Here is a 25,733-nt window from a genome sequence, read left to right as displayed (position 1 = left end):
GCTGAGATAAGACTATCCGTTCCCCCAAGGCGTTAGGCTTGCCACCATGGCGTTTGGGGGAGCGCGCAGTCAGGGAACTGCGCTTTGGGTGGCAGCACTTGGCTTCGTGGTGGTGGTCGCATACGCGGTGGTAGGCGCATTCCAGATCCTTGTTTGGAATCCTTTGGCGGCCGTCCCTGGAATGGCGTTGGCCGACATTTATTCCGCCGTTGATCGGGCCAAGGAGTCCTTGGCGATTCCGCGGGTCCTCGTGTGGACCGTTGTCGGCATCGCCTTGGGTGCCGCGGTTCTGGTCGCCGCGTTGAGGCGGCCGCTCAGCGTCAGAACCGTTCTGGCGCTGGAGTTGCTTGTGCTGATCCTGGGGGCGCCCAGCCATTGGATGGCGTCCTTTCCGGCAGGCATGGGACTTGCAGACACCTTTGCGATTTCGGGTGGTGACTACTCGCCGTGGGGAAAGCTCTTGTATGCCGTTAGCGGCATTGCCCTACTGTGTCTGCTGGTCATCATGATCCGCAAAGGTGGTGAGGCACGCGGCACGAAGGGCGGGTCTGGTTTAGCTGCGGGATGACGGCGTGAGCGGTTCGACAGATTTGCTCTGCCTCGGCGTTGGAGGGGGAGCCTCCGCGGACGTAGGCTCCCCCTCTTGTTGCTCTGCTGTTATCCGGCTCTGTACCTTGGCGTCGCGGGCCGGGGTGTCTGGTACTGCGGGTGGGCGATGCTGACCGCGGGTGGCGGCGCTGCTGTTACGTGCGGGATTTCCCATTCGTAGCCGAACTTCGCGATCTGGATGACGTTGAAAGTTTCGGTCTTGGTGACGCCGGGCAACTGACCGATGTTCTTGATGAGGAAATCGGCCATGTGTTCCCGGGACCCTACAAAGGCTTCGGCCAGTAAATCCCACGGACCGGTGGTGAAGGCCAGGTATCTGACTTCAGGCATTGTCCGAACCCGGGCAGCGACTTCTTCCATCCTGGAGCTCTCAACTGTGAGGCCGACGTACAGGCAGGTTGATAGCCCGATCAGGTCCGGGTCGATGACAGGGGCCAGTTTCAGGCCCCGTTCTTCGGTGAGCTGCTGGAGCCTGCGACGGACCGTCTTTTCCGAGACACCCACGCGCTGGGCGATGGTGGAGCTTGGCATGCGCCCGTCTTCGCGAAGACAGTCAATGATCGCCCTGTCGGTGTCATCGAAAAGGGGCTGGGAACGGGAACGGTCCATGAAGGCAATGCTAGTGCGTCAACGCCTGGGCGGTACCGAGCGGAGACGAGGCCAGTTTCTCGGGGTGGTGGGCTGCTTGGGAGTAGAGCATCTGGGACAGGACCTCCCATACCAAGCGGGCGGTGATTCCGCTGGGGTCGTAGATGGGGCACAGTTCGGTGTTGTCCACGGCTGCGACGCCGCGTTCGCCGATCATTTGTCCGATCTTGATGATTTCCGGTCCGGTGAAACCGCCGGGCTCCGGCCCGGTGGTGCCGGGGGCGTAGGCCGAGTCAACGACGTCGCAGTCGAAGGAGACGTAGACGCCGTCGACACCGTCCCAGACTTTGTCCAGTGCTTCTGCGATGACTTCATCGAACGGGCGGGAACGGATGTCCCTCATGGTGTAGACGGAGATTTCGCGGTTGCGAACGGCCGTCCACCATTCGGGCACGTTAATGGTGCCGCGTGCGCCGATTGCGACGATGTTGTCCTTGCTGACATTCGGCAGGTCCGCGGCGCGCACAAGTCCGCTGCAGTTCGTTTCGTACTCCCCGCCGATCTCCTCGCCGGCGTCCAGATGGGCGTCGAGGTGGAGATAGCCCATCTTCTTCTCCGGGCCGAGGTGCTTGGACAGGGCGCGGGCGCCGGGTACGCAGACCGAGTGGTCACCGCCGATGGTGAAGGGGATGGCGCCGGCGTCGAGGATGCGTTCGATCTCGGCTTGGACGAGCTCGTGGGTGCGGACGGCGTTGCCGATGGCCAGGGGACTGTCGCCACAGTCAACGAGTTTGTAAGCGTCGAAGAGGTCAATGTCCCATTCAAAGGACCAAGGAAAGCACATGTTTGAGGCGATGCGCAGCCCGCGTGGGCCGTTGGCGGATCCGGGGCGTTCGATGGCCGCGTTGGCCCCGTCGAATGGGAAGCCGAGGAATGCTGCCTTCGTTCCGGTCCCCGCCAACTCGGTGGTGGGGACGTGGGGTGCGCCCAGGAAGGACATCACACCGCTGGTGATCGAGGCGAAATTGCTGGTTGTCCGGTGTGCGGTCATGGTGGGTACTACTCCTAGTGTGTTGATTTCGCGTCAGTGACGCAGGGCCGGGGCTGGTTTGGCCTCGGTGGCTTACTGGTCGGCCAGGGCGAGGTCTTCGCTGGTGGCCGGTTCCGGTGCTGGCGGAACGATCCGGTGTCGGATGGTGAAGTAGATGATCGTTCCCGCGATAAGCAGGACACTGAACATCAAAGGAATCGCGTACTGGATGTACCAGGGCTGGTCGACCGCGCGGGGCCAGCCGATGTTTACGGCTTCGAAGACTGCCCAGAGGGTGGCGATGATCATGACCGGCGCGGACGCATTGCCCAGGGAGAAGGGGCCGGCGGTCCAGCGTCCGCGGAGTTGGGCGATCATGCGGCAGACCATGACGATGGAGAAGGTAATGAAGAAGCCACCTACCGTGAAGCCGATCAGGGTTGCGTAGACATCGCCCCACGCCGTTGTGAGGAGGACGAGGGCTCCGGCGATGCCAACGGCGCTGATGGCAGCGACGGGGAGGCCGTCTTTGGGGGAAAGCTTGGAGAGAATTCCTGCTCCGGGCAGGGCTTTGTCACGGGCCAGGGCGAAGATCATGCGGGATGCGGAGGCTTGGACTGCGGCGAGGGTGGCGATGAAGGCGATCACGAAAAGGGCGAAGAGCGGCCGGGCCATGTCCGCACCGAGGCGGGCCAGGATTGTCTCCACGACGGGGTCGGCTGACCCCCCGGATACGGCAGCTTGCATGTCCGGCGTGGCCAGGATGATCGACAGGGCAGAAAAGGTGACAACCGTAGCGACCATGACCAAGGACATGATCATGGCCTTGGGGACTGCGCGGGCCGGGCCCTTGACTTCTTCGGCTATGGAACTTGCTGCTTCGAAGCCCACGAAGGACCAGCCGACAAATGCTACCGCGGCACCGAATCCGCTCCACAGATAGCCGGGAGAGACTTCCCCTGCCGAGAAGTTCTGGAAGAGCACATCAAAGGACTGGCTGCGCTGGAAGATCAAGAGATAGGCGGCAATCAGGACACTGCCGACGAGTTCTGCGACCAAGGCACCTGCGACCAGGTATTTGAGCCAGCGGCGTCCTGCACTGTTGAGGAACGTCACGACGGCCAGGATGGCCAGAGCCACCAACAGCAGCGCCACCGGGTCAACGATCTCGAGCCCCAAGGTGGGGCCGACAAAGATTGCGGCACTGTAAGACACAGCCGCGGTGGAGATAATCAGGGTCCACGCGTACGTCCATCCGGTCATCCACCCCACCGCACGTGGAGCCAGGCGACGTGCCCACTGGTACACGCTGCCTTCAAAGGGCCAGCGTGAACTCAGTTCGGCGAAAGACAGGACGACCAGGATCTGGCCCGCGAAGACGATCGGGAAGGCCCACCACCCGGCGGGTCCGGCAGACTTCAGCACCAGCCCGAAAATGGAGTACAGGGCAACGATCGGGGAAATGAATGCGAACGCCACGGCGGCGGCCGACCAGAGGGTGAACTCGCGGCGGAGCTCGGCGTCCGGCGGGTGAATGGCTGGGGGATGTTGCATGAAAAGCCTCCGAATTGGAATGTGTGGAAGTGACGCTAGACACACGCCACAGCGCCGTCAAGCCAACTTCCGGATTCCGAACTCCAATATGCGCTGGATTCCGGTCCCCATCTGTATTTCTATTCCGTAATTCGGCTGTCTGTACCTTCTTTTGTGTCGGTATTCGGAACGGGGCTGATCCTGGATTCAACCGCCCTCCACATGGCGAGGCGTTCGAAGCTTGGATTGGCAGACTCGGTTTAAGGCCCGGGTCTGTGGCTCAAGCGGTTGGTGCTTGATGGACCGTCACCGGCGTGACGACCTACTTGTCGAGGAGGGCAGATTCGGCAATAATGAATGCCATTCATTTATTGGACTTTTGGGGTTCATGGAGGGCATCACTGATGATGCCCAGCCCCCACGACCCCGTCTCCAGTCATCGGAACCCGCCGCTTCGCAGCCGAACAACCGGGTTCTACTCCAAGAACCAGGAAGAACGACCATGAGCACATTCGATGTATTCGAGGCCAGCATTGCCGATCTCAGGGCCGCGCTTGTGGCTGGCACTGTCACCAGCATGCAGCTGGTTGGCCAGTACGCTGAGCGCATCAGGCGCTTCGATCACGCTGGACCGCTGTTAAATTCCGTCGTCATCCTCAACCCAGCGGCGCTCAAGGAGGCCCGGGCATCGGATGTGCGTCGTCGAAACGGCAAAATCCTTGGCCCGTTGGACGGCATTCCCTACACAGCGAAGAACAGCTATAAGGTCACGGGCCTGACTGTAGCGGCCGGGTCCCCCGCCTTCGAGAATCTGGTCGCCCAGCAGGACGCCTTCACCATTGAACAGCTTCGCAAAGCAGGCGCGGTGCTGATGGGACTGACAAACATGCCGCCCATGGCCAATGGCGGCATGCAACGAGGCCTCTATGGGCGAGCGGAAAGCCCCTACAACGGCGACTATCTCACCTCAGCTTTCGGTTCCGGATCATCCAATGGCTCAGGGACCGCAACAGCAGCCAGCTTCGCAGCCTTCGGACTCGCCGAAGAAACTTGGTCCTCCGGACGCGCTCCCGCCTCAAACAACGCCCTCTGCGCCTACACACCGTCCCGAGGGGTCATCTCCATGCGCGGTAACTGGCCACTGGTACCCACCATGGACGTCGTCGTACCCCACACACGCAGCATGGCTGACCTGCTCGAAGTGCTCGATGTGATCGTCGCCGACGACGAGGAAGAGCGCGGAGACTTCTGGCGCGTGCAGCACTGGATCCCCGTCCCAAGAGCCTCCCAGGTGCGCCCCGGTTCCTATTTTTCCCTCTCCGCGCCGGATCAGAGCGCCGCGAAAGCCGCTCTGGCAGGGAAGCGTTTCGGTGTGCCCAAAATGTACATCAACGCCGACCCTGAAGCGGGCAGGGCCAAAGTACCTGGGGTTGGCGGCCCCACCGGGCAGCATATCCACACCAGGGCTTCGGTGATCGAACTGTGGGAAGCTGCCCGTCAAGACTTCGAAGCCGCCGGAGCGGAGGTCATCGACGTCGACTTCCCCGTAGTCAGCAACTACGAAGGCGACCGGCCAGGAGCACCCACGATCAAAACCCGCGGACTGGTCACCGAAGAATACCTCCAACGCGAAATCGTGGACCTTTCCGCATGGGCCTGGAACGACTTCCTGGTCACCAACGGTGACCCGAAGCTGCACTGCCTCGCCGACGTCGACGGGACCATCATTTTCCCGCACCCCGACGGGGCCCTGCCCGACCGCTACAACGGCTTCGACGACGACATCGCCGAATATCCTACGTTCGTCCGCCGCAACGGCGTCCCCGATCTGACGGCCATTCCAGAACTCAAAGACGGAATCGTGGGCCTTGAGCAGACCCGTGTCCTGGACTTCGAAATGTGGATGGAGGACCTGGGGCTCGACGCGGTCATCTTCCCGGCGGTAGCCGACGTGGCACCCGCTGATGCCGACGTGGACGAACGCAGTGCCGACATCGCCTGGCGCAATGGTGTCTGGGTGGCCAACGGCAACCTTGTCCCACGCCACCTGGGCATCCCCACTGTCACCGTTCCCATGGGAACAATGTCTGACACCGGCATGCCTGTCGGCCTGACAATCGCTGGAAAGGCCTACCAGGACAACGATCTCCTGCGCTGGGCGGCCGCCTTCGAAGCCACAGGATCCCGCCGCACCCTTCCATCAAGGACGCCATCACTCCGGTCCTTGCCGCCGGCCTGTTCGTCCTTGGCATCGGAGCAGGAGGAATAACAGCCGGACTCATGAAACAAAGACCGGAAAGCTCCTGACGACCAAGCGACAAGCTTGGTGCCTCCACGCCCGTGCCAGGAGGATAATCCTCACCATGGCCGAACAAAGCGCCCCCATGAACGAAACACCCTTCACCCTGCCCGAGTCCATGAACGGCAAAGCGAGCCCCGCGAAGGCGGCGGTCGGCGATAAGCCGGTGTTCAACTACATCGCCAGCCTTCCGGAGCCCCAGCGCGGCATCGCTGAAGCCATCGATGCCTTGGCCGCAAGAACCCTCCCCAACCTGGAACGCTCCGTCAAATGGGGCATGGCCTACTACGGTGTGGGGGACGGCTGGTGCTTCAGCTCCGGAGGGTTCGCGGGGCACGTCAAGCTGATGTTCATCAACGGTGTGAACCTCAATCCCGTGCCTCCCGTGACGCCGGTGGGAATGGGCAAGGCGACGAGGGGTGTGGAGATCGGGACCCTGGACGATCTCGACGAGAACCAGTTGGCGGACTGGATGAAGCAGGTTACGTCAGTGCACGGCGTTGGGGGCAAGAAGCACTAGGAAGGCGTAGCAGGAACGTCGGTGGTGACTGCGGCGTCCGGGCTGCGGCGACCACCCTGCTGGGCCGCGGTCCCCGCCAGCACAACCAACGCGATCCCCACCAACTGCATGGGGGTGGGTGCTTGAGCCAGCACCAACAAGCCAATCAACACTCCGAAGGCCGGCTCGATCGACAACAGCGTGCCGAAGGCCGTGTGGGTCATCCGCCGCAATGCAAGCATCTCCAGGCCAAAGGCAATCACCGGTGTGACCAGGGCGATGCCGGCCGCCGCAGGGAGCACCCACCACTCGAAGTGGTGGCCAAGGACTTGCGGAAGTCCTACGGGCAGGGTGGCCAGGGCTGCGACGGGAATGGTGAGCGACAGTCCGCTGATCCCGGAAAAGCGGTCGCCAACGTGTTGTGTCAGGACGTTGTACAGGCCCCAGCAGACGCCGGCGGCCAAGGCAAAACCAACGCCGGCGAAGTCGATCGAGGCTGCCCACGGCTCCGTGAGGAGCACTACGCCGATGAGGGCGAGGAGTGGCCAGACCAGCGCCCGGCGATTCTTGCTCATCACCCCGGCCACGGTGAGGGGTCCCAGGAACTCGATGGCGACGGCGGTCCCCAGCGGGATGCGTTCGACGGCGGCGAGGAAGAATGTGGTCATGAAGCCGGTCACCACGCCGAGTGCGATCAACGCCGGCAGGTCGCGCCGACGCAGGGAACGAATCGCCGGACGGCTGATGATCCATAAGAACACCACCCCAAAGCACATACGCAACCAAGCTGTACCCGCCGGGCCGACCTGGCCGATGACGGCAACGGAGAGTGCGTTGGAGAATTGAATGGCCAGCATCGCCGCAACCGCCAGGGACCAGGGTGGGGCCGCGGTGAGCGTCCTACGCATGCGGACCCTCCGTTCGGTGGCCCGCCCCTACGCCCGGCTCGTAGACGGCGAGTGAGAACCGGGTGGGTTCACCGGTGGGGTTTGCGTAGGAATGGGCAACGTCACTGCGGAACGTGAGTGCGTCGCCGGCTTTAAGTTCATGGCTTTCGATCCCGACGACCACCGTGAGGGAACCCATCTGGACCTGCAGCAGCTCACGAGTGCCGGCTGCGTGGGCCTCACTTTCGTGCCGCTCGCCCGGGGCCAATGTCCAATCCCAGAGCTCGACGACGTCCGGAGACTCGGTGCCTGCGACCAGTACGCCGCGCCCACCGGAAGGCCCGGTCCACAAAACGGCACCTTCGCCGGCCCGGGTGATTTTCGGTGCGCGTGGAGCGGGAGGCTCCACCAGCGCAGGCAGGCCCACGCCCAAGGCATCGCTGAGTCTCAGCAGGGTTCCGATGCTCGGATTCACCCCGCCCTGCTCAACGTTCACGAGCATTCGCCTGCTCACGCCGGCGGCCGCCGCGAGACGGTCGAGGGTCCAGCCCAGGCCATTTCGCTCTTGCCTGACCCGGATCCCAATGGCGCGCGCCAGTGCTTCTGCTCCATCTTCCACGTAGTGCATCATACTGCACTGGTTTGGCACTAAGAAGCTAGTTGATGATCTCCCCGCCCTTGTCACCCAAGAGGACTTTCAGCCGTTCCCGCCACATCTGCAGTGCCTCGGGGGTCAGTCGCGTCCAGTCGTGGACTTCCGCAACCACCTTGAGTGGAGAGCTGCTGCGATAGGAACGAGTGGGGTTGCCTGGGAACTTTTTATCCGTCACGTTCGGATCGTTTTCGAACGGCCCGGTCGGCTCCACGAGGTACACGTGCGGCGTGCCCTCGCCCCCGGCCAGTTCGACGGCGATCTCCGCCGCCAGTCCGGCGCCGTCACGCAGCGCGGTGAAGTAGATATGGTTCATGACCACATCAGGCCGGTAGTTTGACCGAAAGCCGGCGGAAAGGGTTTCCCCCTCCTGCACTTCGACTCTTGTGCCGTGATAGAAGGGACCGTCTTCCAAAGGTTGGCTCATGAGCACAAGCCTAGGCACACTAGCCGCGCAGTGCCCCGAAACCCGCAATCAGTGCCTCCAGGCCCAGGTTGAACGCAACATCCGTGGGCCGCTCGTGCCTCTCCATGGCCAGCCGGTCCACGGCCGAGGTGAAGTTCGGGACCTGGTCGGCGAGATTGCCGGCGTCGAAAATGTCTTCCGGCGCGGTGACGTCATACGCAGCCCCGAAAACAAACGCCTCAAGCGCCACGATCGCGGAGATGATCCGTTCCTCGGGGAAGCCGGCATCGCGGAAGCCCGCAGTCACGGCCTCGTACATGGCCAGCGTCTTAGGCGCATTCGCGACGGGAAGCACGGCAATGACAGGAATCAGGGGAGTGTGCTCGGAGAACACGTCCCGGTAGGACCACGCCCAGCGCCGGACCGCGACGTCCCACGGCTCCACGCCGAATGCTGACACATCCACCATTGCCGCCAGATGGTCCTCGAGCAGCAGCAGCACGTCGTCCTTGGATGAAACGTGGTTGTACAGGGCCGACGGGGCAACTCCCAGCGATCGTGCCAACGCCGCCATGGTGAGTCCGTCGTAACCCTTGGAGCTGATCAACGTGAGCGCCGCCGTCGTGATTCCGTCCTGGTCCAGGACCGCCGCTGTCGGGCGCCCGGCACGCCGCCTCGAGGTGGCGGAGGGGGCTGGTTCGGGTGCGGGCATCGGAGGCCTTTCTGCTGCCTGTGTCCCCAGCATTATTCCATCGGGTCTTCACAGCCGCCGACTTTCGGGCTACTCTGGATATAAATGAATGCCATTCATTTATTGGTCAGCCACCAACGGACGGCCACGGAGAGGACATCATGCAGAATCTTGATCGCGACGTTGTGATCGTCGGTGCCGGGCCGTCAGGGTTGACGGCGGCACGCGAACTGAAGAAGGCCGGACTCAGCGTTGCAGTGCTCGAAGCACGCGACCGCGTTGGGGGCCGCACCTGGACCGACACCATCGACGGCGCCATGCTGGAGATCGGCGGCCAGTGGGTTTCACCGGACCAGACAGCCCTCATGGCGCTGCTGGACGAGCTCGGCTTGAAAATGTACTCGCGCTACCGTGAAGGTGAGTCCGTCTACATCGGTGCAGACGGCAACCCCACCCGCTACACCGGCGATACCTTCCCGGTCAGCGAAACCACCAAGGCCGAAATGGACAAGCTTGTAGCCATCCTTGACGGGCTCGCTGCGGAGATCGGGCCCACCGAACCCTGGGCACACCCCAAGTCCCGCGAACTGGACACCATCTCCTTCCACCACTGGCTCCGCCAGAACTCGAACGATGAAGAAGCCTGCAACAACATTGGCCTCTTCATCGCCGGCGGCATGCTGACGAAGCCCGCCCACGCATTCTCCGCCCTGCAAGCGGTCCTCATGGCGGCTTCGGCCGGCTCGTTCACGCACCTCACGGACGAGGACTTCATCCTGGACAAGCGCGTGATCGGCGGCATGCAGCAGGTCTCGCTGCTCCAGGCAGCTGAGCTGGGCTCCGACGTCGTCCTTAACAGCCCAGTCCGCACCATCAACTGGGACGGCAACAAGGTCACCGTGGTTTCCGACGGTGCAACCGTCAACGCCCGCTACGTGATCATGGCCGTACCGCCGAACCTGTACTCGCGCGTTTCCTTCAACCCGCCTTTGCCGCGCCGCCAGCACCAGATGCACCAGCACCAGTCGCTGGGCCTGGTGATCAAGGTGCACGCCGTCTACGACACCCCGTTCTGGCGTGAAGACGGACTCTCCGGCACGGGCTTCGGCGCCGGTGCCCTGGTCCAGGAGGTCTACGACAACACCAACCACGGCGACACCCGCGGCACCCTGGTGGGCTTCGTGTCCGACGAAAAGGCCGACGCCGTCTTTGAGCTCAGCGCCGAGGACCGCAAGAAGGCCATCCTGGAGTCGATCGCCGGATTCCTGGGTGACAAGGCCCTGACTCCCGAGGTCTACTACGAGTCCGACTGGGGCTCCGAGGAATGGACCCGCGGCGCCTACGCCTCCAGCTATGACCTTGGCGGCCTGCACCGCTACGGCAAGGACCAGCACGCGAATGTTGGCCCCATCTACTGGTCGTCTTCCGACCTCGCGGCGGAGGGCTACCAGCACGTTGACGGTGCCGTCCGCATGGGCCAGGCAACCGCCGCGCGCATCGTCGAAGCCGACAAGCTGGCTTCGGTGGCCGTCTAGCCGCAGAATCAAGCAACCGGCAGTCCGGGGGAAGTGCCGTCCCCCGGACTGCCGGCAGCACTGTTTAAGTATCGAAAGGGAAACCATGCGCTACGTCGTCGGTTATACCGCCAACGCGAGGGGCCGTGACGCCGTCCACCTCGCCATTGCGCTGGCCCGCGGCCAGGACGCCAGCCTGGATCTGGTCCTGGTGGTCCCTGAGGATTCTCCGTTCAACGCGGTCTACCCACCGGAGCCCGGCTACGATTCGATCCTCAACGAGCAGGCGAAGCAGTGGCTCGACGAAGGCCTGGCCTTGGTTCCGGACGACGTTACAGCCCGCGCACACATTCGCCGTGGCGACTCGGAAGCGCACGCACTGATCGACGCGGCCGTGGAGTTCGACGCTGTCGCCCTGGTTATCGGAGCCACCAACAACGGGCTCTTCAAGCGCTTCACCATCGGCTCGGTAGCGAGTTCGCTGCTGCATTCAGCGCCGCTGCCCGTTGCTTTGGCGCCGCACGGTTACCACCGAACGGACGGCATCACCCGGATCAGCTGCGGTTTCGGCACCAGGCCCGGCGCCGACGAACTGCTCGGCATCGCCGTCGAGTCTGCGCGGGACCGTCACCTTCCGCTGCGGCTCGTCTCGCTGTTGGCGCTCGACGGCGGTAACTCGCCCGGGCTCGCCGACGCCGCCTGGGTGCATGCCGCCGACCGTCTTGCCGACGTCGGGGGTTCCGCGTCCGATTCCGGGGCCGAGCCCGAAATCGTCGTTGCACAAGGCCGCACCATCGAAGAAGCCGTGGACCGGCTCGAGTGGGAAGACGGCGAAATCCTCCTCATCGGCTCCAGCCGCCTGGCGCAACACCGCGCCACCTTCCTGGGCACCACTGCAAACCGCATCCTGCGTGCCTTGCCAGTACCAATGATCGTGGTTCCCCGCGACTACACGCGACAGCGCTCCTAGCACCCGTCGCCTGAGAGGCAATTCCCATGTCAACTGCACCAAAGACGGTCCAGTCGAAGGATTCGGCCCTGAGTGAGAAGGGGCTGAAAGCCGGATCGGTGGGCCTCATCGGCGCCGTCGTGATTGGCGTTTCCTGCATCGCACCCGCGTACACCCTGACCGCAGCACTCGGTCCGACCGTCTCGGAAGTCGGTGTCCACCTGCCCGCGATCTTCCTGGTGGGCTTCATTCCGATGCTGCTTGTGGCGCTCGGCTACCGCGAACTCAACAACGCCATGCCCGACGCCGGAACGTCCTTTACGTGGGCCACGCGCGCCTTTGGTCCGTGGATCGGCTGGATGGGTGGCTGGGGTCTGATCGCGGCCACGATCATTGTGCTGTCCAACCTCGCGGCAGTTGCCGTGGACTTCTTCTACTTGATGCTGGGGCAGGTGTTCAGCAACCCGTCGCTGGCTGAGCTGAGCAAGATCCTTCCTTTGAACATCGCTACGACGCTGGTCTTTATCGCGGCGGCCTGTTGGATTTCTTACCGGGGCATGGAAACCACCAAGGGCGTGCAGTACGTGTTGGTGGCCTTCCAGTTGCTGGTGCTTGGGTGGTTCGCCGTTTCCGCATTCGCGCACGTGGCCAACGGCACGGCCTTCGACGCCACCGCCATTTCGCCCGACTGGTTCAACCCGTTCGCCGTCGACTCCTTCACTACTTTCACGGCGGGTGTGTCCCTCTCGATCTTCATCTATTGGGGCTGGGACGTCACCCTGACCATGAATGAAGAAACGAAGAATCCGGAGAAAACACCCGGCCGCGCGGCAACTGTGACTGTCTTGGTGATCGTCATTATTTACATGACCGTTGCCCTGGCCACGTTGTCCTTCGCGGGTGTTGGCGATACCGGCCTCGGTGCAGGGAATCCGGAGAACCAGTCGAGCATCTTCGCCGTGTTGGCCGGTCCGGTGATGGGACCGTTCGCGATCCTCATGTCCTTGGCCATCCTGAGCAGCTCGGCAGCATCCCTGCAGTCCACGTTTGTGTCGCCCGCCCGGACCTTGCTGGCGATGGGCCACTACCGTGCCATCTCGCCCCGGTTCGGCAAGATCAGTCCCACGTACAAGTCGCCGAGCACCGCCACGATCGCCGCCGCCATTGCCGCAGCGGCCTTCTACGTGATCACCCGGACCGTCTCTGAGAACGCCCTCTGGGACACCATCACGGCGCTGGGCATGATGATCTGCTTCTACTACGGCATCACTGCGCTGGCCTGTGTTTGGTACTTCCGTGCAGCCGCCTTCAGCAGTGTCCGGTCGTTCTTCTTCAAGTTCCTGGCCCCACTGCTGGGCGGGGTGATCCTCTTGGTCATGTTCGTGAAAACCGCGATCGACTCCCTGGATCCGGCCTACGGCTCTGGCTCCTCCGTTGGCGGAATCGGCCTGGTGTTCATCCTGGGCATGGGCGTGATCCTGCTGGGCGTGGTGGTCATGCTGGTGATGTACCGGGTGCGTCCCGAGTTCTTCAGGAACTTCTCCCGTACTGGCGCTTCCCGCAGCTAGAACTCTGCCTCACAGTGTGGCTTTAGGGACGCCGGCGGCGCGCTCGGCCTCGGTAAGGGCTTGGGCAAGGCGCTCGACGGCGGCACCGTAGTCGGTGCCGGCGGTCACCTTGCAATATTCCGCCTCGCGTATGGCTTTGGTGAGGGTTGCGGTTTCTGTTACCCGCACGTCCGTCATGGCCGGGTAGTCGATGGTCCGGCCGGGGTCCAATTCGTACTTTCGCCATTGAGCCAGAATGACTTCGTGGTGTGCGGCGTCATCGGCAAAACCTGCACGGCGCCACGGCTCGGCGGCGTGCACGCGCTCGACTTTCCGGGCGGCTGCCAAGGTTCCTGCCGCCGTCGTTCCTGCCAGCGCGACCATCACCAGTCCTGCGGGAGGAGACTGCACGGATGGGACCAGGATGGCCGGCGCGATCACTGTCAGACCAGCGAAAAGGTCCCAAAAGATGGTGTCCGGCTCAGGTCCGCGACCGTGCGTGAGCTTGCGATGGAGGACAAATGTCGTGGCCGCCGTCGCGAGGATCAGGGCCAAACCCCACATGAGCATCGGAGGACCTCCCGGGCGCAAAAGGCTGTGTTTTCAGTATGCGTTCCGGTGGGGAGTTTGGGTACAGGGCGATTTCAACATCGTGGACTGGCGTTCCACATCGGGTAGCTAACTCTCGGTACGCTCATCGTGTGCACGTTTGGGCTGTCGGTGCTGCGGCGTAGCCTAGGGGCCATGAGACTGAAAATGTGCAGCATCCACGTCAAGGACCCCGCGGCCGCCCACACGTTCTACACGGAGACGCTCGGCTTCGACACCCTCATGGCCATGCCCGAGGCGAACCTGTTCATCATCAAGGACCCGGGTGCGGGAGACGGCGTGCCAGGCCTGCTGCTGGAACCCAGCGATAACCCTATCGGTGCGAATTACATGAATGCTGTGTACGACGCCGGGATGCCGGCAGTTGTCCTCGGCGTGCCTGACGTCCGGGCCGAGTATGAGCGTCTTCTGGCCGCCGGCGTGATCTTCAAGGGCGAACCTGCGGAGGATCCGTCGGGTGTCACTGCCGTCTTCGACGACGGCTGTGGCAACTTTGTGATGCTCCACCAGGACTAGTTAAAGAGCAGTGGCCGGGACGTTTCCGCCCCGGCCACTGCTCTTGGTTCAGGAGTTGCGCTTGGTTCCCTTGGGGGCCACGCGCTTGGCGGCGGCGTTCTCCCTGGCTTCCTTGGTGGCGGCCTTTTTGCGGGCCTCTTCCTTGACCCGCAAGGTCTCGGCGCGCACAGCAGCGTGGGTGGCGCGCTCAACCACCAGCCACTGCGGGGGAGTTTGCAGCAACTCGGCGATTTCCGCCGTCGTGAGTGGCTCGGTGACGCCACCGCGGGTGAGGCCGCTGATGGAGATGTTGAGCTTCTGGGCCACGACCGGCCGCGGGTGCGGGCCATTGCGGCGCAGTTCGGCGAGCCACTCGGGCGGGTTGGCCTGGAGTTCGGCGTATTCGTCGCGGGTGACGGGTGAGTCCTGGAACTCCTGCGGTGCAGCGGGCAAGTAGATACCGAGTTTCTTGGCAGCTGTTGCCGGCTTCATGGTCTGGGAGTTCTTGGGAGTCATGCTTCAAGGGTATCCGGCCCGGTACTGTGAGTGTGTGCCAGACGCTGAAGAGTCCCCCGAAACACCCGAGCTCCGCTTCGCCTACGTGGCGGGCGTGACGCCCGGAAAGTGGATCCGTCGGTGGGAAGAGCGGATGCCGGATGTTCCGTTGCACGCTTTCATGTCCGACGACGCATCGCAGCTTGCGGTTTTGCGTGACGGTTCCGCTGACCTTAGTTTTGTGCGGTTGCCCGTGGACCGCGACGGCTTGCACGTCATCCCGCTGTACGAGGAACAGCAGGCAGTGGTGGCGCCGAAAGGCCACGAGATCTCGGTCTTCGAAGACGTGGCGTTCGAGGACCTGTCAGAGGAAAACTTCCTGGACGTTGCCGAAATGGGTGGCCCGGACATGGCACTGCAGGTGGTGGCGTCCGGAGCAGGCTTGGTCATCATGCCGATGCCTGTGGCCAGGCACTTGAACAATAAGCAGACTGTGAGCCGGAGATTGTCCGGTGTTCCCGGTACGCAGATCGGCCTCGCGTGGCTTGCGGGCAATGACAGCCCCGTGATCGAGGAGTTCATTGGGATTGTACGTGGGCGGACCGCGCAGAGTTCGCGGCAGCCGTCGGCGCAGCAGAAGAAACCCAAGAAGGCTCCGAAGCCGGACCGGCGGGGCACCGGTGGCGTAAAGAAGCCGGCGGTTTCACAGCGATATGCGCCCAATCCGGACAAGGGCCGTGGGCGGGGTTCGCGGAAGAAGGGGAAGCGCTGACTTATTCGCCGTGGATGGCGGCCTGTTGTTGCTCTGAGCGGTTGAGGTAGGCCAAGAGGAGATCGCCGGCCTTGTCCAGTTCGCCATTCTCCAACGCGGAACAGATCTGCTCGTTTTCCGAGAGCCAGTCGACGTAGAAGTGCGCGTTGACCGTGGCCTTGTGGAAGTAGAGGCGCATCTCGGCGAGAACCTGCTTCATGATCGAATTCAGCCTGTTGCTCTCGGCCAGGGCCACGATTGAGCCGTGGAAGTGCTGGTTGGCGCTGCCCAGGCCATCGTTGTCATTGGCGGCTGCGGCCTTCTTCCCCTCCTCGACGGCGGCCCTGACGGCGGCAATGCGCTCAGGTGAACCTCCGGCCCGGATTGAGCTGACCTCGATGGCCCGGCGCACGGTGTAGACGTCGTGGATGTCGCCGGCTTCCAGCGTTGCTACATAAACGCCGCGATTGGGCTGACGGACCAGGAGGCGCTCACTGGCCAGCTCTGCGAAAGCCTCGCGGACGGTGTTGCGGGAGACGCCAAGGTCCTCAGCGATGGTGGCCTCGGTGAGTTTGGCCCCGGGGACAAGGAATCCTTCGGCCAGTTGATAGCGGAGTTCTTCTGCCACCCGCTCTGCCACTGAGGGGACCCGCATGCGCACGCGTGCGCGGGCAGTGTCGAAGCCAGCCTGTTCGCTTGCTTGCTGATCTGCACTGGCCATGACACCAAAAGTACACGATTGCCGAAAAGTGGTATCGCTGGATTGTTGAACAATCCCACAACTTGGTGCATCCTTGATGTAACGCACATCACGAGGCAGGGATCACAGCATGGCAACCATTGACCTGAACAGCGACGTCGGAGAGTCATTCGGCCGCTGGACGTTGGGCGACGACGCCGCCATGTTCGAATCCGTCTCCAGTGCCAATGTTGCGTGCGGATTCCACGCCGGCGACCCCAGCGTTATCCGTGCTACCAGCGAGAAGGCGGCGAAGGCCGGCGTCGTAATCGGCGCCCATGTCGGGTACCGCGACCTTGCCGGGTTTGGGCGCCGTTTCCTGGACATCGACCCCAACGAACTCGCGGACGATGTGGTTTACCAGATCGGTGCCCTCCAGGCGTTGGCCGCCGTCTCCGGTACACGCGTCCAGTACGTGAAGCCGCACGGCGGGCTCTACAACGCGATCGTGAAGCACACGGCACAGGCCAAGGCAGTGGTGGAAGCGGTGAAGTCGGTTGACCCCAACCTTCCGATCCTCGGACTCCCCGGCTCGGAGGTCCTGCGCTTGGCGGAAGAGGCCGGCCTGCGGGCGGTGTCGGAAGCCTTCGCTGACCGCGCGTACAACCCCGACGGCACTTTGGTTTCCCGTTCCCAGCCGGGTGCTGTCCTTCACGATCCCGCTGACGTTGCCCAGCACGTCCTGCGCATGGCAACGGAAGGAACCGTCAAGGCCATTGACGGTTCCACCTTCACCATCCGCGCAGAGAGCATCTGCGTGCACGGAGATTCACCCGGTGCCGTCGCCATGGCCACCGCAGTGAAGTCCGCCCTCACCGATGCCGGTGTCACCATCGGCTCGTTCATCTAGCCAACAGGCCAAGCAGTACCCCTCATCCCCTCCGGAGGAAACCATGACCAGCACCAACAAGGCAGCAAAGGCCGTGACAAGGAAGCCACCGGCCGGCGCCCTCAAGGCATATGTCGCCAGCCTCACCGGCACGTCGCTTGAGTACTACGACTTTGCGATCTACTCGGTGGCGTCGGCACTCGTATTCCCGAAGATCTTCTTCCCCTCTAACGACGAATTTGTTGCCCTCCTGCTGTCCTTCTCGGCGTTCGCAGTCGGGTACTTGGCCCGTCCCATCGGCGGAGTGATCTTCGGCCGATTGGGCGACAAGATCGGGCGCAAGTACGTCCTCGTCTTCACGCTGGTCTTGATTGGCGTCGCTACGGTACTCATCGGTGCGCTGCCCGACTATTCCGTGATTGGTGTCGCCGCACCCACTATCCTGGTCCTCCTGCGGCTGGCCCAGGGCATCGGCGTGGGTGGCGAGTGGGGCGGCGCAGTGCTGCTGTCCAGCGAATTCGGCGACCCCAACAAGCGCGGCTTCTGGTCCTCTGCTGCACAGATCGGCCCACCCGCCGGCAACCTCATGGCCAACGGAGTCCTCGCGGTCCTGGCTGCTTCCCTCAGCGAAGAGGCCTTCCTGTCTTGGGGCTGGCGCGTAGCGTTCCTGGCCTCGGCACTCCTGGTGGTCTTTGGCCTGCTGATCCGGCTGAAGCTCGAAGAAACCCCCGTGTTCAAAGCCATCCAGGCCCACGGCGAACGTCCCAAGGCCCCCATTAAGGAAGTCTTCACGCAGCAGCCCAAGGCCCTGGTGTCGGCCGCCCTGTCCCGGGTATGCCCGGATGTCCTCTACGCCCTGTTCACGGTCTTCGTAGCCGTCTACGCTACCAAGGAACTGGGCATGACCACAGGAAACGTCCTGGCAGCAATCCTCATTGGGTCCGCCTTCCAGCTGTTTCTCATTCCGGCAGCTGGGGCCCTTACCGACCGCATCAACCGCCGCTTGGTCTATGGCGTAACGGCCGCGGCGACTGCCATCTTCATCCCAATCTTCTTCCTCATGATCCAGGGCAAGTCCGTGGTGATGCTGACCATTGGCGTCGTGATCGGCCTGGCACTCCATGCCTTCATGTATGGCCCGCAAGCTGCGTTCATCACCGAACAGTTCCCGGCCCGGCTCCGCTACGCAGGCAGCTCCCTGGCCTACACCTTGGCGGGTGTAATCGGCGGTGCCGTGGCCCCCATTATCTTCACGGCCCTCTACGGTGCAGCCAACCACGGCTGGTTCCTCATTGCCGGCTACCTCCTCCTTGCGGCCATTGTGACGATCGTGGGAATGCTCATGGGACGCGACCCGAAGCCGGAAGAAGAAGCCCATCTCCTGGAGGGTTCGCACGCCTGACGGCTGGCGAAGTGAATGATGGATACCGTGATGGAAACCGCAACCACCAAGAAGGTCCGCTCCGTGCGGCCCGTGGGCACGCGAGCAGTCCTCGCCGAATTGGACGGACTCCCGGACGTGCTTGCCCTGCAGGCCATGCTCAACAAGTCTCCGCTTCCGGGGCAGGTTGACGTACTGGCTGCTGCCGAGACGGTCATGGTGGTGGGCGAATCAGCGTCCGCAACCCGGGCCATCGGGGAGCGGCTGCTGGAGCTGGAGCTCACGACACCGGAGGATACGGATTCCCGACTGGTGGTCATCGAGACCGTTTACGACGGCGAAGACCTCGCCGATGTCGCGGAGCTTACCGGCCTCAGCGTGGACGGCGTGATTGCTTCCCATACCGGCCAGATCTGGACCGTCGCCTTTGCCGGCTTCGCTCCCGGCTTTGGCTACATGGTGGGCGAAAACCAGTCATTGACCGTTCCGCGCAGGCCCTCGCCACGTACCGCCGTCCCCGCCGGTTCGGTGGCCTTGGGCGGGCAGTACTCGGCCGTTTATCCGCGGCGTTCGCCTGGAGGCTGGCAGCTCATCGGTCGCACAGGTGCCCGGATGTGGGACTTGGACCGTGCCCAACCGGCGCTTGTCCGCCCGGGCGACCGGGTCCAGTACCGCGCGGTGCGTGAGGTTGTCACGGCTTCCGCCCACGAATCCGAGCCAGACGCGGAACACCACCCTGCCTCCCTCGGCGTGAAGATCCTTAGCCCGGGAGCACAGAGCCTGATCCAGGACCTGGGACGCCGGGGATACGGACCCCTGGGTGTCTCGGCGGCAGGTGCTTTGGACCGCGCTTCCCTTCGCCGGGCCAACCGGCTGGTGGGCAACGCGTCTTCCGCTGCGGCCATCGAGTCCGTCGGCGGCGGCCTCACGGTGGAGGCCGTCGGAGACCAGGTGATTGCCGTGACAGGTGCGCCGACCACGCTGACCGTAGAGTCGCCGTCGTGGGCTGATACGGAAGGGCCCGACGGCGGCGAGCAGCCAGGCGCCACACGTTCGGTACCCATGGCCACGCCTTTCGCGCTGCTCGACGGCGAAGTGCTCACCCTCGGCGCACCCGCGTCCGGCTTCCGGAACTATCTGGCACTCCGTGGCGGAATCGACGCGCCAGTGGTACTCGGCAGCCGTTCAGCGGACACCATGTCCGGCATTGGGCCCGCGCCCCTTGTGCCCAGGCAAATACTGCAGGTGGGAACGGAGACGGTGTCCACGGCAGTCGGCAGCCCCGAGCTCCAGCCCGAATTCCCCGGCCAGGGCGTCACTGTCCTAGATGTGGTCGCAGGCCCGCGCGCCGATTGGTTCGATCAGGCTGCCCTTGAATCACTGACCGGCCAGGAATGGGTGGTCACGCCGCAGTCGAACCGTGTGGGAATGCGACTGGACGGCACGCCCCTCGAGCGGAACCGTGAAGGTGAGCTCCCCAGCGAGGGCACCATGGCTGGTGCCCTTCAGATTCCGCCCGCCGGGCTTCCGGTCCTGTTCCTGGCCGACCACCCGATCACCGGTGGGTATCCCGTGATTGGCGTGGTGCGCGACGAGCACTTGGACCTTGCCGCACAGGTCCCCATCGGCGGACGGATCCGCTTCCGCTTCGTCCCCGATTCCCCAGACTTCACCCCGATCCCAGAAAAGTGAGTACTTGATGCGCAAGGTCCTGATTGCGAACCGCGGCGAGATCGCCGTCCGCGTCGCCCGAGCCTGCGATGATGCCGGAATCTCCTCGGTAGCCGTTTACGCAGACATCGACGCGGACGCCATGCACGTGGCAGTTGCCGACGAAGCCTTCAGCCTGGGCGGAAACAGCCCGGCTGACACCTACTTGAACATCGGCAAACTGCTCGACGTTGCTTCCCGGTCCGGCGCGGACGCCGTCCACCCGGGGTACGGATTCCTTTCCGAGAATGCGGACTTCGCCCAGGCAGTGCTCGACGCCGGACTGGAGTGGATCGGTCCGTCGCCGGAGTCGATCCGCCAGTTGGGCAACAAAATCACAGCTCGTGAGATCGCCGTGCGGGCCGGTGCCCCACTCGTGGCCGGCAGTGACGGACCCGTGGAGTCTTCGGCCGAAGCCAGGGCTTTCGCCGAGCAGCATGGATTGCCCCTTGCCATCAAGGCAGCCTTCGGGGGTGGCGGTCGTGGCCTCAAAGTGGTCCGCGAGCTCGCCGAAGTGGAGGAAGCGTTCGATTCCGCAGTCCGTGAAGCCGTGGTGGCCTTTGGGCGGGGCGAGTGCTTTGTTGAGCAATACCTGGACCGTCCACGGCACGTGGAAGCGCAGGTCATTGCGGACAAACAGGGCAACGTCGTTGTGGTTGGAACCCGGGACTGCTCGTTGCAGCGTCGCCACCAGAAGCTTGTTGAGGAGGCTCCTGCACCGTTCCTCAGCGAATCCCAACGGCAGCAGATTTACGACGGAGCCAAGGCGATCGTTCGCGAGGCCGGGTATTACGGTGCGGGCACTGTCGAATTCCTTGTCTCAGCCAACGGGGCCGTGGCCTTCCTTGAGGTCAACACCCGACTGCAGGTGGAGCACCCCATCACCGAAGAAACGGCCGGGGTGGATCTTGTGCAGGAGCAGTTCCGCATAGCCGCCGGGCTGCCCCTGAGCATCACCGAGGACCCCGCGGCACAGGGTCACTCCTTCGAGTTCCGCATCAACGCCGAGGACGTTGGCCGCGGTTTCCTTCCGTCGCCAGGAACCGTTGACTCGGTGGTGGCGCCCACCGGCCCCGGCATCCGCTTGGATTCGGGCGTCCGTGCAGGCTCGATCGTGGCTCCTCAGTTCGACTCCCTGCTCGCCAAATTGGTCGTGACTGGGGCGGACCGCCAGCAGGCCCTGCGCCGGGCGCGCCGGGCCCTGTCGGAGATGAACGTTACGGGGCTGGCCACGGTGCTGCCGTTCCACCAGGCTGTCCTGGAATCGGAGGACTTCACGTCTTCGGAAGGGCTGCGCGTTCATACCCGCTGGATCGAGACGGACTTCGCGGACCAGATCCCTGTTGACCCGGAATACAGTGCGGCGGCTCCGTCCGGTGAGCGGCGGACCATCACCGTGGACGTCGACGGAAAGCGCTTGGCCGTTGGGTTGCCGGCGGACCTCCTGGACGGCTGGGCACGTTCAGGGCAGGGCCTGCCGCCTGTCTCCGGCCTGACCGATACGCCGGGTTCTGTCACCAACGGTGTGGCATCACCTGCCGACTCAGCCCTCGTGGCCGCAATGTCCGGCACCGTGGTCAAGTGGCTCGTTGAACCCGGAGCCGAGGTTGCCGCAGGGGATCCGTTGGTGGTGCTCGAAGCCATGAAGATGGAAACCCAGGTCCCTGCGCACCGGGCGGGGAAGCTCACGGAAGTGCTGACAGCACCCGGGGGAGTGGTTACCACCGGCGCAGTCTTGGCTCACATCGAGTAGCACTTCAACGTAATCCAGTCGCCGCAACCCGCGGGTGCCGAGCAGCGCAGGGCGACGGGCGCCGCCGTCGGACTCTGCGTTCCCTCGTTGCCGGGCAACGGAAGAGCGGGCAACCCGCGGGTTGCCGCGAACAGCGCAAGGCGACGGGACCGCCGTCGTGCGTTAGTTGCCTGCCGGGGCAGGAACGCCGAGGACGCTGTCCAGCAGCCCGTTCCGGAACTTGCCGGAAGGGTCGTTGGCGTGGACGAGGGCCCGGAAGTCGTCAAAACGCGGGTAGAGGGCAGCGAAGTTGTACAAGCCCGGCGTGAAAAGTTTGCCCCAGTGCGGACGCGATCCGAAGGGTGCCAACGCCGATTCGAGTTCGGGCAGCACGGCCTCCACCTCGTCCTGCAGCGGCTTCCAGGTGAAGTGGAGCGCGACGCTTTGCTGCCGGTGGAACGGGCTAAGCCAGAACTCGTCGGCGGCGATCGTGCGGATTTCCGAGATGAAGAGCAGCGGCGCGAGCTTCCCGGAGAGAGCGCGGACCGCCTCGAGTGCGGCTGGAGCTTCGCGCAGCGGCAGGATGAACTCGCTCTGCAACTCTTCGCCGTTGCTCGGGGTGAACTCGTGCCGGAAGTGCGGAAGCCGGTCCAGCCACTTACCCGGTTCATCCAGTTGGACGGTGCAGTTCTCGGCCGACATCCCCGGCAACGGATGCAGCGCTGCTGCGGCGGCGGTCGCTCCGAAGAGGTCCGGCAGGGCAGGCTCGGAGTCGAGCGCCTTGAACCAGACCTGGGGGATCGCGTCGCCGGTGTAATCCGTGAAGAAACTGACGCTGTACGCGCTCGACGCAATCGCCTCAAAGTCAGCCAGGGCCCGGTCCCACGGCAGGTTGGTGAGGACGCGCTGACGCATCTCGAAACTGGGCCGGATTGCCAACTCCAGTCCTGTGACAATTCCCAGGGCACCGAGCCCCACCACGCTGGCGAGGAATTCGTCGTCATCCTGGGTGAGTGTCACCAGCTCGCCCGAGGGGCGCACCAGGTCGATACCCACGACGGCGGCAGCCAGGGAGGCGTTGTTGACCCCACTGCCGTGCGTCCCGGTTTGGATAGCACCCGCGACGGAGATGTGGGGCAGCGAAGCGAGGTTATGGATGGCGTAGCTGTTCTCTTCCAGAGCCCTGCACAGGGCACCGTAGCTGATGCCGCCGCCCACCTTCACGGTGGTTTTGTCCGCTGAGAGAGCGATGTCCTGGGGGAGGGCGTACAGCAGGATGTGGGTGCCCTCAGTATCGGCAACGTGGTTGAAGGAGTGACGCGAGCCCAGCGCCTTGAGCCGGGTGGCGTCGGCCACCAGTTGCTGGACCTCCTGGACGGAGGTGGGGTGGTAGACATTCGCGGAGGAGTACTCGAGGTTCCCTGCCCAGTTCTTCATCGACTGATCTTCCCATGTTGCTGATGTGTTTAGTTCTGATTGTTAGCGCTCACAACAATGCGCGTCAAGGGACGTCCGCGCTGGGGCGGATAGAGTTCAAGAAATTCGTCCGTTGATCAGGAGCAGCACGTGAGCAAGGCATCCAAGCCCACCATCCGGGATGTGGCCACTGCCGCGAACGTTTCCTTGACCACGGTTTCCTATGTCCTTTCCGGCCGGCACGGCGGAACCACCCGGATCAGCCAGCCCACGCAAGAGAGGGTCCTCGCTGCCGTCAAGGATTTGGGCTACGTGCCCAACCAAGCTGCCCGCGGAATGCGCCGCGGAAAGACGGACGTGGTGGCTGTTGCCATTGGAAACCTTGACTGGCCGTGGGACCGCGCCCTTGCCACCGCTGCTGCGAGGATCCTCCCGGACCATGGCTTCCAGCCTGTGATCCTGCTCGGTGACGATTGGCGGAGGTTCGTCATGTCAGGTGGCGCCGACGGTGTCATCATCGGCTACTTTCCGGAGGCTCGCGAATCGGACCAGACCGTCAGTGAGCTTGCCAGGCGCGGTGTGGCCCAAGTGGTCATTTCCGGAACCCTGAAGCCGGATGGATTCGATGTCCTGGCTCCCGAGCAGGACGCCGGCTTGCAGGAGTGCATTGAGTTCCTCACCGCAGAGCACCGCCGGATCGGGTGCATTCGCAGGGCTGAGCCCGCCGGCCGGAGCAAGAGCCGGTTCGCGGCCTACGCTGCCGGGCTCGAGAGGGCTGGAATCGGTCTGGATGAATCGCTGGTGCGGACATCGCAGCACCGGCCGCCGATTGCCTACCAATCCGCGCTCGAGCTGCTCCAGCTTCCGGACCGGCCCACCGCCATTTTTTGCACCGACGACATGGAAGCCTTGCAGGCGATTCGCGCGGCCTACCGCCTGGGGCTCAGGGTCCCGGAAGATGTCCAGATTGTTGGAGTGGGCAATTCGACTGAGGGCCAGGACTTCGATCCACCCCTCACCACCGTCGGCCCGGAACCGATCTTCGAACAGGTGGTGCGCATGTTGCTGGATCGTTTGGCCGGGGAAGCCCCCGCAGCGGGTGTCCGCGTGGCGAGCCCTTGGAAGCTGCACCGCCGCGGCACCACGCTCGGCTAGCCTGTGCCGCCGTACTTGGGTGGCGCTGCGCCTGCCCCGCTGGGGAGCCTGTGCCCCCGCCACCTACTTTGAGCGCCGCTCGCTCCCACTTCGCGGGTTACTGCGGCGTGCCGCCGAGGCAGTCCGGCCAATGTGGGTCGTGGCGGCCCGCCCAGTGGAAGCGGCGTTAGCCCTTCAGCGGGCGACGAGCCAGCCACGCGGCCACGATCGCACCGGAAATGTTGTGCCACAGGGAGAACACCGCAGAAGGCAATGCCGCGAGTGGGCTGAAGTGTGCCGTGGCGAGGGTCGCGGCCAGGCCTGAGTTCTGCATGCCAACCTCGAAAGCCAGGGCACGGCGGGCCTTGTCGTCCAGGCGGCCGAGCTTGCCTGCAAGGTAGCCGAGGCCCAGCCCAAAGCCGTTGTGCAGCACCACTGCCAGGAACACGATTCCGCCTGCGGCGACGATCTTGCTGGCGCTGCCGGCCACCACGATCGCAACGATCAGTGAAATCACGACGGCGGACGCCCACGGAAGCGCGGGAAGGACCTTCGCCACCAGCTTGGACAGGAAGAGGCGGGCCAAGAGGCCGGCGATGACGGGAAGCAAGACGGTCTTGACGATGTCCAAAACCATGGCGCCGGCGTCGATGTGGAGGAAGGATCCGGCCAGAAGCAGGGTGAGTGCCGGGGTAACCAGTGGTGCGATCAAGGTGGACACCGAAGCAACCGCAACGGACAGTGCCACGTCACCCTTGGCCAGGAACGCCATGACGTTGGACGCTGTTCCGGACGGAGCGCATCCCACCAGGATCAGGCCCACGGCGAGCTCAGGCGGCAGTTGGAGCAAGACGGCGATGAGCCAGCCGGCGCCGGGCATGATCACGTAGTGCGCAACGATTCCCAACGCCACAGCCCACGGCCGGCGCGCCACGGAAGCGAAGTCCGGCGGCGTCAGGGTGAGGCCCATGCAGAACATGATGACGCCCAGGAGGTAGGGAACGCTGACGCCGAGGGGCTTGAACAGGTCCGGAAGAAGGAAGCCAAGAACGCCGGCAACTACCACCAGGATCGGGAAGATCGTGACCGCGATGCGCGCGATCTTGGCCTCTGCGGCGAGGGCTGCGTTGGCCGGCGTGGTGGTTTCGGAGGGAGAATTCGTTGCCTCAAGCATTCATCCATGCTCACACCCGCAGGTCGGAGAGGGCGAGTTCGTTACTTGCAGCGAGCCGTATATG

At 63.9% G+C, this 25,733-nt stretch carries 25 protein-coding genes; 13 read left to right on the top strand and 12 right to left on the bottom strand.

All coding sequences use genetic code 11. The annotated features are described in order from the left end of the window. The first annotated feature begins 88 nt into the window (after positions 1-88). Complete coding sequence (locus tag ACIPY3_RS13675) at positions 89-568, top strand: hypothetical protein (RefSeq protein ID WP_400334861.1); 480 nt, start codon at positions 89-91, stop codon at positions 566-568. A gap of 89 nt (positions 569-657) precedes the next feature. Here ACIPY3_RS13675 and ACIPY3_RS13670 read toward each other — a convergent pair whose 3' ends face one another. The 3 genes from ACIPY3_RS13670 to ACIPY3_RS13660 all read right to left on the bottom strand — a co-directional run bounded on the left by ACIPY3_RS13670 (position 658) and on the right by ACIPY3_RS13660 (position 3,781). Beyond that, positions 658-1,218, bottom strand: coding sequence for an Lrp/AsnC family transcriptional regulator (locus tag ACIPY3_RS13670; RefSeq protein WP_400334860.1), 561 nt, complete (start codon positions 1,216-1,218; stop codon positions 658-660). A 10-nt stretch (positions 1,219-1,228) separates the two neighbouring features. Continuing rightward, positions 1,229-2,248 carry an agmatinase family protein gene (locus ACIPY3_RS13665; protein WP_400334858.1) on the bottom strand — a complete coding sequence of 340 codons (1,020 nt, stop codon included), beginning with the start codon at positions 2,246-2,248 and terminating at the stop codon, positions 1,229-1,231. Between the two features lie 72 nt (positions 2,249-2,320). Beyond that, positions 2,321-3,781: an APC family permease gene (locus ACIPY3_RS13660; protein ID WP_400334856.1), complete on the bottom strand. Its 1,461-nt coding sequence runs from the start codon at positions 3,779-3,781 to the stop codon at positions 2,321-2,323. Between the two features lie 481 nt (positions 3,782-4,262). Here ACIPY3_RS13660 and ACIPY3_RS13655 point away from each other — a divergent pair, with 481 nt between their 5' ends. Together ACIPY3_RS13655 and ACIPY3_RS13650 are read left to right on the top strand one after the other, a co-directional pair. Beyond that, a complete protein-coding gene (locus ACIPY3_RS13655; RefSeq protein ID WP_400334854.1) occupies positions 4,263-6,029 on the top strand; it encodes an amidase in 1,767 nt (588 codons plus the stop codon). A gap of 94 nt (positions 6,030-6,123) precedes the next feature. Continuing rightward, complete coding sequence (locus ACIPY3_RS13650; RefSeq protein WP_400334852.1) at positions 6,124-6,579, top strand: DUF1801 domain-containing protein; 456 nt, start codon at positions 6,124-6,126, stop codon at positions 6,577-6,579. Here the strand turns inward: ACIPY3_RS13650 and ACIPY3_RS13645 are convergent. Genes ACIPY3_RS13645 through ACIPY3_RS13630 form a run of 4 tightly spaced genes read right to left on the bottom strand, consistent with a single transcriptional unit; the run spans position 6,576 to position 9,248 of the window. After that, positions 6,576-7,466 carry an EamA family transporter gene (locus tag ACIPY3_RS13645; RefSeq protein WP_400334850.1) on the bottom strand — a complete coding sequence of 297 codons (891 nt, stop codon included), beginning with the start codon at positions 7,464-7,466 and terminating at the stop codon, positions 6,576-6,578. The genes ACIPY3_RS13650 and ACIPY3_RS13645 overlap by 4 nt on opposite strands. Continuing rightward, entirely contained in the window at positions 7,459-8,073 is a 615-nt protein-coding gene (locus ACIPY3_RS13640) for a helix-turn-helix domain-containing protein (RefSeq protein WP_400335070.1), read from the bottom strand. The genes ACIPY3_RS13645 and ACIPY3_RS13640 overlap by 8 nt, the downstream gene beginning before the upstream one ends. Positions 8,074-8,101: 28 nt before the next feature. Beyond that, positions 8,102-8,524 carry an NAD(+)--rifampin ADP-ribosyltransferase gene (arr, locus tag ACIPY3_RS13635; protein WP_400334848.1) on the bottom strand — a complete coding sequence of 141 codons (423 nt, stop codon included), beginning with the start codon at positions 8,522-8,524 and terminating at the stop codon, positions 8,102-8,104. 19 nt (positions 8,525-8,543) lie between these two features. Then, complete coding sequence (locus tag ACIPY3_RS13630) at positions 8,544-9,248, bottom strand: TetR/AcrR family transcriptional regulator (RefSeq protein ID WP_400334847.1); 705 nt, start codon at positions 9,246-9,248, stop codon at positions 8,544-8,546. Between the two features lie 107 nt (positions 9,249-9,355). On the opposite strand from ACIPY3_RS13630, the gene ACIPY3_RS13625 reads away from it, so the two are divergent. The 3 genes from ACIPY3_RS13625 to ACIPY3_RS13615 all read left to right on the top strand — a co-directional run bounded on the left by ACIPY3_RS13625 (position 9,356) and on the right by ACIPY3_RS13615 (position 13,225). Next, the gene (locus ACIPY3_RS13625; protein ID WP_400334845.1) at positions 9,356-10,729 is read left to right on the top strand and encodes a flavin monoamine oxidase family protein; all 1,374 of its coding nucleotides are present in this window, start codon (positions 9,356-9,358) and stop codon (positions 10,727-10,729) included. 85 nt (positions 10,730-10,814) lie between these two features. Then, complete coding sequence (locus tag ACIPY3_RS13620; RefSeq protein ID WP_400334843.1) at positions 10,815-11,678, top strand: universal stress protein; 864 nt, start codon at positions 10,815-10,817, stop codon at positions 11,676-11,678. Positions 11,679-11,704: 26 nt separating this feature from the next. Further along, positions 11,705-13,225 carry an APC family permease gene (locus tag ACIPY3_RS13615; RefSeq protein WP_400334841.1) on the top strand — a complete coding sequence of 507 codons (1,521 nt, stop codon included), beginning with the start codon at positions 11,705-11,707 and terminating at the stop codon, positions 13,223-13,225. A 9-nt stretch (positions 13,226-13,234) separates the two neighbouring features. Here ACIPY3_RS13615 and ACIPY3_RS13610 read toward each other — a convergent pair whose 3' ends face one another. Continuing rightward, positions 13,235-13,774 carry a hypothetical protein gene (locus ACIPY3_RS13610; RefSeq protein WP_400334839.1) on the bottom strand — a complete coding sequence of 180 codons (540 nt, stop codon included), beginning with the start codon at positions 13,772-13,774 and terminating at the stop codon, positions 13,235-13,237. 174 nt (positions 13,775-13,948) lie between these two features. Here ACIPY3_RS13610 and ACIPY3_RS13605 point away from each other — a divergent pair, with 174 nt between their 5' ends. Beyond that, positions 13,949-14,329, top strand: coding sequence for a VOC family protein (locus ACIPY3_RS13605; RefSeq protein ID WP_400334837.1), 381 nt, complete (start codon positions 13,949-13,951; stop codon positions 14,327-14,329). A gap of 48 nt (positions 14,330-14,377) precedes the next feature. Here ACIPY3_RS13605 and ACIPY3_RS13600 read toward each other — a convergent pair whose 3' ends face one another. Beyond that, complete coding sequence (locus ACIPY3_RS13600; RefSeq protein ID WP_400334835.1) at positions 14,378-14,824, bottom strand: DUF5997 family protein; 447 nt, start codon at positions 14,822-14,824, stop codon at positions 14,378-14,380. Between the two features lie 34 nt (positions 14,825-14,858). Between ACIPY3_RS13600 and ACIPY3_RS13595 the strand changes: the two genes are divergently transcribed. Then, complete coding sequence (locus ACIPY3_RS13595) at positions 14,859-15,575, top strand: LysR family transcriptional regulator substrate-binding protein (RefSeq protein WP_400334833.1); 717 nt, start codon at positions 14,859-14,861, stop codon at positions 15,573-15,575. 1 nt (position 15,576) lies between these two features. Here the strand turns inward: ACIPY3_RS13595 and ACIPY3_RS13590 are convergent, their stop codons facing one another. After that, positions 15,577-16,275, bottom strand: coding sequence for a GntR family transcriptional regulator (locus ACIPY3_RS13590; RefSeq protein ID WP_400334831.1), 699 nt, complete (start codon positions 16,273-16,275; stop codon positions 15,577-15,579). Positions 16,276-16,384: 109 nt separating this feature from the next. On the opposite strand from ACIPY3_RS13590, the gene ACIPY3_RS13585 reads away from it, so the two are divergent. The 4 genes from ACIPY3_RS13585 to ACIPY3_RS13570 are packed head-to-tail and all read left to right on the top strand — an operon-like array spanning position 16,385 to position 21,966. Next, positions 16,385-17,143: a LamB/YcsF family protein gene (locus tag ACIPY3_RS13585; protein ID WP_400334829.1), complete on the top strand. Its 759-nt coding sequence runs from the start codon at positions 16,385-16,387 to the stop codon at positions 17,141-17,143. Positions 17,144-17,186: 43 nt separating this feature from the next. Beyond that, positions 17,187-18,524, top strand: a complete 1,338-nt coding sequence (locus tag ACIPY3_RS13580; RefSeq protein WP_400334827.1) for an MFS transporter — start codon at positions 17,187-17,189, stop codon at positions 18,522-18,524. An 18-nt stretch (positions 18,525-18,542) separates the two neighbouring features. Next, positions 18,543-20,195: a 5-oxoprolinase/urea amidolyase family protein gene (locus tag ACIPY3_RS13575; protein WP_400335068.1), complete on the top strand. Its 1,653-nt coding sequence runs from the start codon at positions 18,543-18,545 to the stop codon at positions 20,193-20,195. Between the two features lie 7 nt (positions 20,196-20,202). Further along, on the top strand, positions 20,203-21,966 hold the full coding sequence (locus tag ACIPY3_RS13570; RefSeq protein ID WP_400335066.1) for an acetyl/propionyl/methylcrotonyl-CoA carboxylase subunit alpha: 1,764 nt from the start codon (positions 20,203-20,205) through the stop codon (positions 21,964-21,966). A 162-nt stretch (positions 21,967-22,128) separates the two neighbouring features. Here the strand turns inward: ACIPY3_RS13570 and ACIPY3_RS13565 are convergent, their stop codons facing one another. Then, entirely contained in the window at positions 22,129-23,382 is a 1,254-nt protein-coding gene (locus tag ACIPY3_RS13565) for a D-arabinono-1,4-lactone oxidase (protein WP_400334825.1), read from the bottom strand. A 129-nt stretch (positions 23,383-23,511) separates the two neighbouring features. Here ACIPY3_RS13565 and ACIPY3_RS13560 point away from each other — a divergent pair, with 129 nt between their 5' ends. After that, entirely contained in the window at positions 23,512-24,516 is a 1,005-nt protein-coding gene (locus tag ACIPY3_RS13560) for a LacI family DNA-binding transcriptional regulator (RefSeq protein ID WP_400334823.1), read from the top strand. Between the two features lie 166 nt (positions 24,517-24,682). On the opposite strand, the gene ACIPY3_RS13555 is transcribed toward ACIPY3_RS13560, so the two are convergent. Continuing rightward, positions 24,683-25,669: a bile acid:sodium symporter family protein gene (locus ACIPY3_RS13555; RefSeq protein ID WP_400334821.1), complete on the bottom strand. Its 987-nt coding sequence runs from the start codon at positions 25,667-25,669 to the stop codon at positions 24,683-24,685. Between the last annotated feature and the right edge of the window lie 64 nt (positions 25,670-25,733).

The organism is Paenarthrobacter sp. NPDC089714 (assembly GCF_044748905.1).
GTDB lineage: Bacteria > Actinomycetota > Actinomycetes > Actinomycetales > Micrococcaceae > Arthrobacter.
Note: the sequence above shows the minus strand (reverse complement) of the source record. Positions and strands in the feature narration are given on the sequence as shown.

Excerpts from the sequence above, each read along its gene's own strand:
- ACIPY3_RS13670 (WP_400334860.1), bottom strand. The coding sequence starts at position 1,218 with ATGGACCGTTCCCGTTCCCAGCCCCTTTTCGATGACACCGACAGGGCG.
- ACIPY3_RS13665 (WP_400334858.1), bottom strand. The coding sequence starts at position 2,248 with ATGACCGCACACCGGACAACCAGCAATTTCGCCTCGATCACCAGCGGT.
- ACIPY3_RS13660 (WP_400334856.1), bottom strand. The coding sequence starts at position 3,781 with ATGCAACATCCCCCAGCCATTCACCCGCCGGACGCCGAGCTCCGCCGC.
- ACIPY3_RS13655 (WP_400334854.1), top strand. The coding sequence starts at position 4,263 with ATGAGCACATTCGATGTATTCGAGGCCAGCATTGCCGATCTCAGGGCC.
- ACIPY3_RS13650 (WP_400334852.1), top strand. The coding sequence starts at position 6,124 with ATGGCCGAACAAAGCGCCCCCATGAACGAAACACCCTTCACCCTGCCC.
- ACIPY3_RS13645 (WP_400334850.1), bottom strand. The coding sequence starts at position 7,466 with ATGCGTAGGACGCTCACCGCGGCCCCACCCTGGTCCCTGGCGGTTGCG.
- ACIPY3_RS13640 (WP_400335070.1), bottom strand. The coding sequence starts at position 8,073 with ATGCACTACGTGGAAGATGGAGCAGAAGCACTGGCGCGCGCCATTGGG.
- arr (WP_400334848.1), bottom strand. The coding sequence starts at position 8,524 with ATGAGCCAACCTTTGGAAGACGGTCCCTTCTATCACGGCACAAGAGTC.
- ACIPY3_RS13630 (WP_400334847.1), bottom strand. The coding sequence starts at position 9,248 with ATGCTGGGGACACAGGCAGCAGAAAGGCCTCCGATGCCCGCACCCGAA.
- ACIPY3_RS13625 (WP_400334845.1), top strand. The coding sequence starts at position 9,356 with ATGCAGAATCTTGATCGCGACGTTGTGATCGTCGGTGCCGGGCCGTCA.
- ACIPY3_RS13620 (WP_400334843.1), top strand. The coding sequence starts at position 10,815 with ATGCGCTACGTCGTCGGTTATACCGCCAACGCGAGGGGCCGTGACGCC.
- ACIPY3_RS13615 (WP_400334841.1), top strand. The coding sequence starts at position 11,705 with ATGTCAACTGCACCAAAGACGGTCCAGTCGAAGGATTCGGCCCTGAGT.
- ACIPY3_RS13610 (WP_400334839.1), bottom strand. The coding sequence starts at position 13,774 with ATGCTCATGTGGGGTTTGGCCCTGATCCTCGCGACGGCGGCCACGACA.
- ACIPY3_RS13605 (WP_400334837.1), top strand. The coding sequence starts at position 13,949 with ATGAGACTGAAAATGTGCAGCATCCACGTCAAGGACCCCGCGGCCGCC.
- ACIPY3_RS13600 (WP_400334835.1), bottom strand. The coding sequence starts at position 14,824 with ATGACTCCCAAGAACTCCCAGACCATGAAGCCGGCAACAGCTGCCAAG.
- ACIPY3_RS13590 (WP_400334831.1), bottom strand. The coding sequence starts at position 16,275 with ATGGCCAGTGCAGATCAGCAAGCAAGCGAACAGGCTGGCTTCGACACT.
- ACIPY3_RS13585 (WP_400334829.1), top strand. The coding sequence starts at position 16,385 with ATGGCAACCATTGACCTGAACAGCGACGTCGGAGAGTCATTCGGCCGC.
- ACIPY3_RS13580 (WP_400334827.1), top strand. The coding sequence starts at position 17,187 with ATGACCAGCACCAACAAGGCAGCAAAGGCCGTGACAAGGAAGCCACCG.
- ACIPY3_RS13575 (WP_400335068.1), top strand. The coding sequence starts at position 18,543 with ATGGATACCGTGATGGAAACCGCAACCACCAAGAAGGTCCGCTCCGTG.
- ACIPY3_RS13570 (WP_400335066.1), top strand. The coding sequence starts at position 20,203 with ATGCGCAAGGTCCTGATTGCGAACCGCGGCGAGATCGCCGTCCGCGTC.
- ACIPY3_RS13565 (WP_400334825.1), bottom strand. The coding sequence starts at position 23,382 with ATGAAGAACTGGGCAGGGAACCTCGAGTACTCCTCCGCGAATGTCTAC.
- ACIPY3_RS13555 (WP_400334821.1), bottom strand. The coding sequence starts at position 25,669 with ATGCTTGAGGCAACGAATTCTCCCTCCGAAACCACCACGCCGGCCAAC.